Origin of the sequence: Butyrivibrio sp. LC3010, from assembly GCF_000424385.1 — a bacterium.
Taxonomy (GTDB): domain Bacteria; phylum Bacillota; class Clostridia; order Lachnospirales; family Lachnospiraceae; genus Butyrivibrio.
The window spans coordinates 191,708-203,703 of the sequence record NZ_AUJU01000002.1; the positions used below are offsets into that span (position 1 = coordinate 191,708).

At 36.7% G+C, this 11,996-nt stretch carries 9 protein-coding genes and 1 pseudogene; 1 reads left to right on the forward strand and 9 read right to left on the reverse strand.

The genetic code is table 11. The features are described from left to right. Positions 1–119: 119 nt before the first annotated feature. The 7 genes from pgsA to G622_RS21445 all read right to left on the reverse strand — a co-directional run bounded on the left by pgsA (position 120) and on the right by G622_RS21445 (position 8,093). Positions 120–656, reverse strand: coding sequence for a CDP-diacylglycerol--glycerol-3-phosphate 3-phosphatidyltransferase (pgsA, locus tag G622_RS0102695; RefSeq protein WP_026509388.1), 537 nt, complete (start codon positions 654–656; stop codon positions 120–122). Then, positions 640–2,052: a 30S ribosomal protein S12 methylthiotransferase RimO gene (gene rimO, locus G622_RS0102700; protein ID WP_026509389.1), complete on the reverse strand. Its 1,413-nt coding sequence runs from the start codon at positions 2,050–2,052 to the stop codon at positions 640–642. The genes pgsA and rimO overlap by 17 nt, the downstream gene beginning before the upstream one ends. A gap of 17 nt (positions 2,053–2,069) precedes the next feature. Continuing rightward, on the reverse strand, positions 2,070–2,351 hold the full coding sequence (rpoZ, locus tag G622_RS21440) for a DNA-directed RNA polymerase subunit omega (RefSeq protein ID WP_044912704.1): 282 nt from the start codon (positions 2,349–2,351) through the stop codon (positions 2,070–2,072). A 25-nt stretch (positions 2,352–2,376) separates the two neighbouring features. Continuing rightward, positions 2,377–3,000 carry a guanylate kinase gene (gene gmk, locus G622_RS0102710; RefSeq protein ID WP_026509390.1) on the reverse strand — a complete coding sequence of 208 codons (624 nt, stop codon included), beginning with the start codon at positions 2,998–3,000 and terminating at the stop codon, positions 2,377–2,379. 17 nt (positions 3,001–3,017) lie between these two features. After that, on the reverse strand, positions 3,018–3,905 hold the full coding sequence (locus G622_RS0102715; RefSeq protein WP_026509391.1) for a YicC/YloC family endoribonuclease: 888 nt from the start codon (positions 3,903–3,905) through the stop codon (positions 3,018–3,020). 138 nt (positions 3,906–4,043) lie between these two features. Further along, complete coding sequence (locus G622_RS0102720) at positions 4,044–5,837, reverse strand: Rqc2 family fibronectin-binding protein (RefSeq protein ID WP_026509392.1); 1,794 nt, start codon at positions 5,835–5,837, stop codon at positions 4,044–4,046. A gap of 21 nt (positions 5,838–5,858) precedes the next feature. Further along, a complete protein-coding gene (locus G622_RS21445) occupies positions 5,859–8,093 on the reverse strand; it encodes a sulfatase-like hydrolase/transferase (RefSeq protein ID WP_049945652.1) in 2,235 nt (744 codons plus the stop codon). Positions 8,094–8,188: 95 nt separating this feature from the next. On the opposite strand from G622_RS21445, the gene G622_RS0102730 reads away from it, so the two are divergent. Further along, a complete protein-coding gene (locus tag G622_RS0102730) occupies positions 8,189–9,106 on the forward strand; it encodes a glycerophosphodiester phosphodiesterase family protein (RefSeq protein WP_026509393.1) in 918 nt (305 codons plus the stop codon). Between the two features lie 139 nt (positions 9,107–9,245). Here the strand turns inward: G622_RS0102730 and G622_RS26975 are convergent. Next, positions 9,246–9,432: pseudogene (locus tag G622_RS26975) on the reverse strand (hypothetical protein); the annotation flags it as partial. A 390-nt stretch (positions 9,433–9,822) separates the two neighbouring features. Continuing rightward, positions 9,823–11,949, reverse strand: coding sequence for a hypothetical protein (locus G622_RS0102735; RefSeq protein ID WP_026509394.1), 2,127 nt, complete (start codon positions 11,947–11,949; stop codon positions 9,823–9,825). Between the last annotated feature and the right edge of the window lie 47 nt (positions 11,950–11,996).

Consider the following 11,996-nt stretch of genomic DNA (forward strand, 5'->3'; position numbering starts at 1 on the left):
CATTTAAATTACACAATTGAAAACTATATCATTGTTTTCAATATTATACAACAATTTTTTGATAAAACTTTTAACGAATCATCTCCCAAATATAATCTGGTTGAAAATACGATGATACATTACATATCACCACTCATAACATCTTTATTCTTGATAATATAATCGCAAAGAGAAATTATGGTTAGTGCAAGTGCTATATACATTATGATATTGGTAACAAGCTGAAGCTGAGGTATGTTAACAATCATAAGTATAACCATTATCATCTGAAATGTTGTCTTGAATTTGCCCCAATAGCTGGCAGCTATAACTCGTCCATTCTCAACAGCAATCAGTCTGAATCCACTGATGATAAACTCTCTTGCAATAATGATCACAACTATCCAGGATGGAATTCTGCCAAGTTCTATAAGACAAATCATCGCACTGCAAACAAGAAGTTTATCAGCAAGAGGATCCATAAATTTACCAAAATCAGTTACAAGGTTATATTTTCTGGCAATTTTACCGTCGGCCAGATCTGTGAGGGATGCCACGATAAATATGCCTACAGCAATCCACTTATCAGCTTCTCCAAAAATATTCGCCAGTAAAAATACAACAAAGAACGGAATCAAAATAACTCTAAATACAGTAAGCTTATTCGGTAAATTCATTTTCATCTTCATTCCCCTCCATTAACTCCCCAATCAGGTCATAATCATTAGAACCGGTGATAAGTACGTCAACGAATTGTCCGCTCATCAAATCATAAGGGACATTCATTATAAATAAATATCCATCCACATCCGGTGCATCCATATAAGTTCTGGCTACGTACGTGCTTCCGTCATATTCATCATCATCGTCATCAGTTATTCTGCCTTCTATTACAGCGCTGACAACCTGACCAATTCTGCCTCTTGCTGCATCAAAAGCAATAGTCTGCTGAAGTGACATGATCTCATCTCTTCGCTTTTCTTTTACTTCTTCAGGAATCTGATCAGCCATCTCACCAGCGACTGTATTTTCTTCCTGTGAGTAAGTAAAGCAACCAAGTCTGTCAAAACGCATCTCTTTAACAAAAGACATGGTCTCCTGATGATCTTCCTCAGTTTCCCCAGGGAAGCCTGCGATCAATGTGGTTCTGATACAAATATCAGGTATCTTTGCCCTGATATTTTTAACTCTCTCGGTTATTTCTGCTCTGTTAGTGCGGCGTCCCATCTGTTTTAAGATGTGATTGGATCCGCTTTGAATAGGAATATCAAGGTAATTGCAAACCTTCGGCTCATTCTTGATTGCATCAATCAGCTCGTCGGTTATTTCTTCCGGATAACAATACATTATTCTTATCCATTTGATATCCTCAATTTCAGCAAGTTTATGTAAGAGCTCCGGAAGCTTCTTTTCCCCATAAAGATCTGTTCCATAAAGAGTTGTCTCCTGCGCAACAAGAATAAGTTCTGTTACTCCCTTTGCCGCAAGCTCCTTAGCCTCAGCTACAAGCTCCTCCATAGGTACACTTCGATATTTTCCTCTTACCTTTGGAATAACACAATATGTACAATTTTTATTACAACCTTCAGCAATCTTCAGATAATTAAACTGTCCGCCGGTTGTCTGTATACGAGCCCTGTTACCAACCGGTTTCTTATCAAGGCTGTCAATATATATTCTTTTAATACTGCTGACATCTGAATTAACTATTTCAGATGTTTCACCAAGAACAGAATCAAGTGCTTCCACAATATGCTCAACAGATGCTGTTCCCAGTATTCTGTCAACTTCAGGGATTTCTTTTAATACCTCTTCTCTGTACCTTTCAGCAAGACAACCGGTTACAATAAGGGCTTTATACTTGCCGCTCTTTCTGTACTTGCCGAGTTCTATAATTGTGTTTATACTCTCTTCTTTAGCATCACCAATAAAGCAGCATGTGTTAACCACAGCTGCTTCTGCTATTTCTTCATCGTCTGTAAATTCATGCCCCCGCTGTGACAGCATGCCAAGCATAACCTCTGAGTCAACGCGATTTTTGTCACAGCCGAGAGATACAAATAAAATCTTCATAAATTATTCCCAATTAATTATTCTTCAGAAGACTTTTCTTCGTTTGTTTCAATAAGAGCCTGCTTTTCTTCGTCAGAAAGAATTCTAAGCTTATCTTCATTAAGCTCATCTACTGCTATTGATAAGAATTTCTCCTTATCCTTTACTCTTACCATAGGCTCATCACCGGCAATAAGCTGTCTTGCTCTCTTTGCTGTTGCCATAACGATGGAATATCTTGAGCTGATAATAGGCTCATTTCCTTCCTCTACGTCCTTATTAACTACCTTCATAAGATCAACATATGACGGATGTATCATGTTAGTCCTCCATTTTATAAATAAATTATTTAAGCTCTGACAGCTGCTTCTTAATATCCTCAATGAATTCTTTATTCCTGTCAGGTGTATAATGTGCAGCTTGAATTATCTCATGCATCTCTTTAACACATGCATCAAGATTGTCATTGATTACTATATTATCATACTCGTCAATACCCTGTCCCTCTTCTTTTGCACGAAGAAGTCTTCCGTGTATGACATCTTCAGTTTCTGTTCCTCTTCCGCGAAGTCTTTTTTCAAGTTCTTCAACAGATGGAGGCATCACAAACAATAATAGTGCCTGGGGGAATTTCTTTTTTATCTGAAGAGCACCCTGGATTTCTATCTCAAGGATTACATCCTTACCACTATCAAGCTTTTCCTGTACAAATCTTTTAGGCGTTCCATAGTAATTGCCCACATAATTTGCATGCTCAATAAGGCCATCTTCCTCTATAAGCTTTTCAAATTCTTCTTTACTTATAAAGAAATATTCTCTTCCATTTTCTTCACCCGGCCTTGGATTTCTTGTTGTAGCTGATATTGAAAGAGCATAATTATCATATGTTCTTAAAAGCTCCTTCATCAGTGTACCTTTACCGGCTCCGGAAAAACCTGAAACAACAACAATAATTCCTTTTTTGTTCATAAAACATCATCCTATCTTTATTCTATATTCTGAATTTGTTCACGAACCTTTTCAACGTCAGTTTTAAGACTTATACCCTTATCGGATATTTCAAGGTCTGTGGACTTTGACAAGATAGTATTAGATTCTCTGTTCATCTCCTGTGCAAGGAAGTCAAGCTTTCTGCCAATTCCTTCCTTATCATCACCCTTATTCAGGATATCCCTCATAGCTGTTATGTGACTCCTAAGCCTTACAAGCTCTTCGTCAACACTTACCTTATCGGCATAAAGCGTGACCTCCATGATAAGTCTGTTTTCATCGACAGCCTTATCTTCAAGAAGCTCCTTCACCTTATCCCTCAGTTTATTTCTGTATTCATCTATAATTACAGGTGAACGCTCTGTAATAAACTCCACACTTTCAAGCATACCAGCAAGTTTATCATCAAGATCCCTGTGAAGGAACTCGCCTTCTTTTTGTCTTGCAGCTGAAAACTCCTCGCCTGCTCCATCGATAGCCTTCTTAAGAGATCCCCACAACTCCTCCTCATCGATTTCAGCATCTTCCATGCTGAAAACATCAGGATATTTTGAAAGTGAAGAAACACGGATATCATTATCGATTCCGAAATCTGCAGACATCTGCTTTAAATATTCCAGATACTCAGCGGCAATCTCCTTATTATACCTCACTCTGGTATCAGTTTCGGAAAAGTCTTCATAGGTAATAAAAACATCAACCTTTCCTCTTTTTACAAAGTTCTTAAGTTCATTTCTTATCTTTGACTCTAACGCATTGAACTTTTTAGGCATCTTGATATTTATATCAAGATAACGGTTATTAACGGATTTCATTTCAACCGTAAACTTATGTTTCTCATCGGCAGTTTCGCATCTGCCATAACCCGTCATACTGCAGACCATACTTCCTCACATTCTAGCTGCAAATGCAGCATTTTGTTTTCTCAGTTTCCTAATTAATTATTCTAACACAAAAAAACAAATCCTGTATCAGAATTTCGATTATCAAAGCATTTTAGCACTATTTTAATAGTATTTTAATTATTCAACTTCCTTAAGACCTGATATATCCGTGCTTATCACCATTGAATAATTCGTGTAATAGACCACAAAGCCGGGCTTTGCACCTCCGGGCTTTTTGACATCTTTTCTCTTTAGATAATCAATCTCAACCTTGTCCTGATCCTTACCTTTAGAGTAATATGCAGCCAGAGATGCGGCTTCTTCAAAGGTTCTGTCCGGAACCTCTTTCCCTTCTGTTATGAGGACCACATGTGAACCGGGAATTCCTTTTGCATGGAACCACCAGTCTCCGCCGTTAGCCATTTTGAAGGTAAGCTCATCGTTCTGATAGTTATTCTTCCCCACATAAATATGAAAACCATCACTACTTATATAATGAAAAGGTTTACTCTTTGTTTTCTGATTTCTGTTACTCTTTTGTCCCTTTCCTTTTCCGTTTATCCTGTCAGCTGCACTGCCTTTTATGTAACCGCCTTCAACAAGCTCCCGTCTGATATCCGTAAGGTCCTCTTCCTGCCTTGCTATGTCAAGGGAAGCGGCAATTGACTCAAGATGAGAGACAGTCTGTGATACCTCCTGCATTTGTGAATTCAATGCCTCAGCCGTTCTTTTCAGCTTAGTATATCTGTCAAAATATTTCTTGGCATTCTGCGCAATTGTAAGGGTGTTATCAAGTGGAATTGTAACATCTTTACCTGTATTATAATCATTGACCGTAATTGATTTTGCATCTGCCTCTGCACTATATCCATAGACAGTCAGAAGCTCTCCGTAAACGCGATACTTATCCTTTTTCTCAGTGTCTTTTAGCTGATTTGTCTGAAGGTCAAGTGTTCTGATATTTCTTTCAAGAGCTGTGGCAACAAGTTTTCTCAGATCTGAGGATTTCTGCCTTATTCTGGTTATCGTATTCTTTTCAGAATAAAAATCCAGAAGAAGTGCTGATATTTCCTCATACTCCCTGTATGACGCAGCCTCACTGCCATGATACATGGTGAGAGGAAGTGAGGCATATTCCTTGGGCTTGTCATTGACATAAACAAGTTCAGGAGAAAAATCCCCTGCTTTAATACTATTCACCATTCCACCAAAAGCATTCCAAAGTCTGTTCAACTCGTCAGCATCAAGAGCAATTGCGGACTTATCTGCATCAATATCAGCCCTGTAACATATTTCCTGAGAAATAATCGGCGATAATCCGGTAAAGCTTCCATAAAGTGCCTTGAATACTGCCTGTCCCTTTGTCGGCACAACACTTAAGAAATCATCCCTTGAAGCCTCTAGCGGATCAAGCTTATCCTGAGTCATGGGAACAAAATAATCTCTTCCGGGAAGCACCTCTCTTACTGAACTTACAGAAGACGGAATATGCTTTATGGCATCTATTATCCTGTTGTCCTCATCCACAAAAATTATGTTACTGTATTTGCCCATCAGTTCCATAAGCAGTATCTTATGCCTTAAATCTCCCATCTCATCGAGATGTTCAACTTCAATTCGGATAATACGCTCAAGTCCGGGCTGTTCAACATTGATAATCTTACCATTCTGGATATGCTTCCTTAAAAGCATGCAAAAATTTGGTGCAACCATAGGACTTTGCTTATTCTCATCCGTCATATATACAAGCGGAAGAGATGCGTCAGAGGACATAAAAAGTCTCCTCTGACCACCGCCATTTTCCACTGCCCGTCTTACGGTTATAAGAAGCTCGTCCTTTTCTGTCTGGGCTATTTTATATATTCGCCCACCTAATAATTCTTTTTTTAAATCTCTAACTATATTTGCTACAGTAATTCCATCGAAAGCCATTTTGTACCTTCCTTTACTTCATCAATATCTTCGGCATTCCTTATCAAGAAGATCAAAATCAGCATAGTCAACAACTCTGCCATTTGAATTTTTCACAACAGCAAAATGCAATCCCTTACGTTCCATCATTACATTATTACCATTGATTTCAAGAGCAAAATCTCTGTCATCAAAGCTGTCCCAGCTTCCTTTAAGGTGATAGGAAAGATTATCAGAAACCGTTCCTTCTATATCGGCACTCTGCTTGGACACAATAATATCCTTAAGATTGTTGTTTATTGCCGCTGTTATTGTAATATCTTCACCTTTACTGATCTCATCCTCAATACCAAGTGCATGCAGATCAGCTATGTTTTCATCTGTTAGTCTCATAGCTGCACTTTTTCTTGTAGTTATAAATACGGTATAATCCTCAGATTCTGCATACTTCTTAAGAGCCTTAAGATAATCCCCTATGTCAGTCTGTTTTAGATTCATATCTCCCCTCTGAGAGAAGAGGCATATTCTTGATCCAAGAGAACCATCCATATATATTCTGAAATCAGTATCAGTTTCATCAATTTTATCAGCAGGAATATCTGCGCTGTAACTGCCATCAGCATTTTTATCCATTATAACTGTAAAGTTACGCTCCTGATCCCCTTCAGGCTGAACTTCCAGTTCCATCTTTTCAACCTGTTCAATATTATTGGATATGCTGTTTACTATGATCTTAATATTCTCTTTGTCACTCTTATCTATTGTCACATCTGCAGTAGGTTCTGCATAATTCTGACTTGCAATTGACTCATCACTGATACCTGCAAGCTCATTCATAAATTTTGATTTCTTGTCGAGCTCGCTTTTTTCATAATCCATTCCATATGTTTCAAGAAGTGTTTCTTTAGTCGAAAACAGATTTGCTCCAAGCCCAAGTCTGTTACCGTCAATAGTTGCTCCAAGAGCAGCTATTGTAGTAGGAAACATATCGAAAGTAGTATATTTTCTTTTTAATCTGTCATGCACACCGCAGTCAGCGTTTATAAAACAGGTATAGACAGTTCTTGTGTAATCACCTGGAATCTCCAGACAATAATCTGCATCCATAGTTGGATGATCGCCGACAAGCACTATAGTTGTATTTTCGTAAAAATCCTGCTGCTGTATCCACTTGACAAAGCTTGTAGCCTGTCTGCTTGAACAAGCAAAAACATTGGAGTACTGATCATCAAATTCATTCTCACAGAGCTTACATACATAGCCATCTTCAAAATGCGTATCCACGGTAAGAAGTGTCATATTAAAAGGCTCATCGATTTTAGAGAGCTCCAGCAGTCGCTCCTTTGCATAATCAAAAAGCTTCTGGTCTTCAAAGCCCCACCAGACACCATAATCCTTAGGAATCCATCCCTGTTCCTTGGCATAGGGATAATCGATTATGTCAAAATCCCCATGAGTCCTAAAGAAAAGTTCTCTTCCGCCAAAGGTCGCATTAGAGCCGCAAAGATACTCCTGATGATATCCCTCATCTTTTAAAATATCTCCAAGCGCTTTAACTGTAGGGAAAAAGGTTTCCTGGTCAGACATACTGTTAGCATCAATACTTATCTGAAGCGGAAGGCCGGTGGACTGGGCGAAAATTGCTCCCATAGTCCAGTCTGTACCGGGCATTGAGAAACCGCCATTTAACTCACCGGAATTATCACCAAAAAATTCATTTTCAAGAGCAAGATCCGTAAGCTCCGGTATTCTGTTTTTGTCAAAGCCGCCCCCATGCTCCTTGTCAGCATCCGTAACTTCCATGGATTCAAGATAAATATACACAAGATTTCTCTTCCTGGTAGGAAACTGTATATCTACAGTATTAGGATCCACATAATTATCCTTGATAAAGGTAGATGCATGTATCTGCTGATTGATATAAGTTGTCATATCAAGCTGTATCCATGTATAGCCAATTGCTGCGACTAATGCCAGTATTCCCGACATAGCTGCTATGAGATTTCTCTTTCCTTTAAAAGCTTCCTTCTTAAAAACTGTCAGGAAAAGAAAGACCAGCAGTGCCGCTATGCAGGCAGGTAAAAATGCCTTCATGACAAACAGCTTTATCATGGCGTGAGATGCACCTGATAATGACATTTTCACATTAAAAACAAGCTCATTTACCGTCATCGTATTCCAGGTATGGAAAAACCACCAGGAAGTAAAGAACAGCAAAAACGGAACTGCAATTATTATAGTAGCTATGATATTTTTTAATATATTTCTCTTTTTCACGAAAACTCCATAAATGATATAATATTTTTGTTTCAAACCAAATTATTTTAGCATATAAGAAGTTTAAATAGCAAAATTTTGAGGACCGGAATTACATGAAATATTCAAAGACCAATAAAGCAGACATATTAACTGACAAAGGCTACAGAAAATACCAATTTAAAATAGTAAAAAAATCTACATTTATCCGTTTATGTTTTTCATTTTTTTGTATTTTAGTATTATCAGTAACAGTGCTTACCGGTTGCTCCCGGAAAGAGCCATCTACAGATGTTATTGCCATGCGTGAACTTTTTGCACAAAATAAATACATAATCCATGCCTGCGGTATGATCTCAGATTCCGACGGGATTCAGTACGATTATACGAATTCAAAAGAGGCATTGGAAAACAGTTATAATAAAGGTAATCGCATTATTGAAATAGATTTCCATTACACTAACGACAATGTCCTCGTATGCGGTCACGCATGGGGTGATCTTTATCTTGATGGAAAACAGATGACTCCCGGAGAAGCTCCTTCCTTTTCTGATTTCTTAAAATGCAAGGTACAGGATAAGTTCACTGTCATGACCTTTGATGATGTTGCTGCATTCATGACGCAGCATGAAGATATGATAGTTGTCACAGATACAAAAGAAACAGATATTGAGACCTATAAAATGATAGCATCAAAATATCCCAATCTTATAAACAGATTTGTTATTCAGATATATCATGCAAATGAGTATGACGATATTAATAAAGTGGGGTTCCCCTACATAATTTATACGCTCTATGAAACTGAGGACCAGGAGAGAACGAAATCTGAGCTCCTTAAAGCCTCAAAAAAGCCCCTTATCGGTTTTACATTTCATACAGAGCTTGCTGACACCCCGGAATTTATGGACATAATAAAGGAAACAGATACTCCGCTCTTCGTTCACACAGTAAATGAAGATGCAAATATAGAAAAATACCTGAAAAATGGAATTTCAGCGATTTATACAGACAGAGTTGATCTTGTTAACTAGTGCTGCTGTCATTAAATACCTCGACTTTTTACGAAGTATTAATTGTTCTTTTGCAAGGCGGAGGAATGAGTCGTACCAGGCGATACGGCGATTGACGCCAACGCAGCAGAAGACAATTTAGACAAATAATAAAGTCGACTTATTTGGTGACAGTAGCACTAGTACAACACTTTTTAATTGACCGCATTTTTTGTGAATGCCCTGTCCAATGGTAAGCAACAGGTGTTTCATTGATTTCATCAAAATATTTATAAATACGAGTTACCAATTCCTCCTTTGATTCTACACGGATTCCTCTTAGCATCTGTTGTCATTTTGCTGAAAAAGCCTTAAATTAAAGTTAAAGGGAACATATTATCACTTGAATTTTATATGTCCCTATTTAAAAATTTCACAGCCTTTATAACCTTCTCTATCTGCTGTTTTCGTTCAGCAGGTTTTCCAATCAGATGATATCCGTCTGTTTCTCCGATAGTTGCATTTGCCTTGCAGAATCTTCTACCTCCATCACGTTAATGTATTTTGAACCACGCTTCATATATATTTCATATCCAGAAGAATGTCTAACCTTCGCCCACCTAAACGTTATTTCATTTTTATTTGTTGTGTAATAAACAATCTTTGGCTTACTTATATTATTACCTTTCTATTATCTGTAACTTTCTCACCAAAAAAGTAATCTTCTCTTTCCATATAGTCACCTTATCATTACAGGATTATATATTCGGGTTGGCAAATATTGCATCTACTACTTTTTTCGCTTCATTTAAACTGGTATTAGTTTGAGCAAAGTAATACTTAATTGCTGAAACTATATCATCAGGGTAAAACTCTGACATAATGTGTTTATAAATTATATCATCCACTGGAGGTACTATCTTTTCAATAGAATCATCTTTAGGCAACCTCTTTAGAGGATTTTCTATTGAATCCGGAGGTAAATAGTTCAGTTTGCTTAATGCTGACTCTATTTGAAGAAGCTTTTCTTCACAACATTTTATTTCTATTTCTATTTTTCTAATTGGTTCTTGTGTTTGTTTAAGCTCATTTGCAACTATTTGTTCTGCAGATTTTCTTTTTTCTTCAATTTCAGTTTTAATTTTATCGTTATATGCAAGAAAATCAGCAATTTTCTTATCCACTTCTTCTCGGCGTTTCTTTTTAAACATCCCTTGGAGGGTCACATACTGCGTTCTTAATTCATTTAGTTTTTCTTCATTTTCGAATATTTCTTTATCTATACTAGGATCCGTGACATATTTTAGCCCTTCAACATGCTCTAAATTCCTAGAATGTACCTCTTTAGCAGTCTCAAGCTGAATTTTTAGATTTTTAAGATTCAACTCATATCGCTGTTTTTCTTCAGTTAAACAATTGTACTTTTCCTTTTCTTTATCTATAAATCGCCAATAGTTTTCTCCATTTCTTATTTTGTGCTCAAACAGTTGTTGCTGTTGGTAATATAGTAGTTCTATGAACAACAATATTTCTTCTTCACTATTTTTAATAATTTTATTGTTTGAATTATTATTTACAAGTGTAAGAATTTCCTCAAAAGAAAAATCTAAATTGTCATGGTCCTTAAATGAATTTAGCAATTTCTCGCCCATGATACCTTTATGCAGTAAGGTAACATCATTCTCATCAACCGGAAAATATCTTTCCCTTAATTCAACTATTTTTTTATATTTGCTCCTATATCTGTTCCCTTCAACTGGAATCTTTTCTACTTCTCCAATACGAGACATATCTTCTAAAAAATGATATACTTTAGAACGTCCAAGCTGGTCACCATATGACAGCTCAACATCATCAACTTCTATCTCGTATCGATTTTTAAATGCTTGAACAATTTTATTATAATAAGCCCAATGATATTTCCTGGCGTCAGCTAAAGCCTTTTCATTCTTATCTGCAGCATATTCATATGCCCTTTTATACAAATATTCAATGTGCTCTACTTCACCGGTCAAACTAATACAGTTACCATCATACTTTACAACTTTGTTTTGAAGCATCTTATCTAAAACACTTTCAACCAAAGATGAAAATGCATATTGGTTTCCAGGTATATCATATTCTGGATGCTCTATCTTGAACTCTGAGATCAAGTCCTCTATTCTAATGCTATTATTCTCTTTTATTATTTGCTTAGTATCTTCAATTAGTGCATTAATATTAGAAATATCCGTTCTATTCTGAATTTCAGCATTAGTCATTTGTACAAATTGGGCAATATCCTCTAAGCTTTTTGCAACCTTAACATATTTATTACCGTTTATCCAAAAAGCATGAGCACTTCCTTCTTTCAATATGCTTGCATATACATCTTTAAACCATTTATTTATCTGGTATTTACTTGTAAGTTCCTGTTCAGTATATGGAAGATCCCTTTTTGAAATATCATCCTTAATAGAATTCATCAATTCATCTTCTGTTAGTGCTGCAATAGAAGAGGATGCACTATCATTGGTAGTAACATCAACCGACGTTTTATCTATATTCACAGTACTTGTTGAAGCATGTGTTTCATCATAATGCTTAAGTACAGCACTTCCAGTAGGAAACTCAATATTTTTCCAGCGGTTCCTGTACTTTTCTAAAGCCTTTATATCACCGTTAGCAAGAAGTTCATCTATTTCTCGTTCCGTTTTCTCATCTAATATACTTAGAATGTCCTGTCCACAAGACATACAATGATAAACTGATGAATGATTCCCATTAATACCTGCTACAGCTCCAACTGGACCAAGCATTGCTGCTCCTACTATGCCCTTTTTCATACTATATGAATTTTTTGTTACAAAATTAACTCTCTTACTTCCACATAATCCACAACGCATCTGTTATACCACCTAAATACCATTTCATTAGATCATAACTGCATAGC

What these genes read in the sequence shown, in the direction of transcription:
- G622_RS0102715 (WP_026509391.1), bottom strand. Translation starts at nt 3,905, where the DNA reads ATGGTCTGCAGTATGACGGGTTATGGCAGATGCGAAACTGCCGATGAG.
- pgsA (WP_026509388.1), bottom strand. Translation starts at nt 656, where the DNA reads ATGAATTTACCGAATAAGCTTACTGTATTTAGAGTTATTTTGATTCCG.
- G622_RS0102730 (WP_026509393.1), top strand. Translation starts at nt 8,189, where the DNA reads ATGAAATATTCAAAGACCAATAAAGCAGACATATTAACTGACAAAGGC.
- G622_RS0102720 (WP_026509392.1), bottom strand. Translation starts at nt 5,837, where the DNA reads ATGGCTTTCGATGGAATTACTGTAGCAAATATAGTTAGAGATTTAAAA.
- rimO (WP_026509389.1), bottom strand. Translation starts at nt 2,052, where the DNA reads ATGAAGATTTTATTTGTATCTCTCGGCTGTGACAAAAATCGCGTTGAC.
- rpoZ (WP_044912704.1), bottom strand. Translation starts at nt 2,351, where the DNA reads ATGATACATCCGTCATATGTTGATCTTATGAAGGTAGTTAATAAGGAC.
- gmk (WP_026509390.1), bottom strand. Translation starts at nt 3,000, where the DNA reads ATGAACAAAAAAGGAATTATTGTTGTTGTTTCAGGTTTTTCCGGAGCC.
- G622_RS0102735 (WP_026509394.1), bottom strand. Translation starts at nt 11,949, where the DNA reads ATGCGTTGTGGATTATGTGGAAGTAAGAGAGTTAATTTTGTAACAAAA.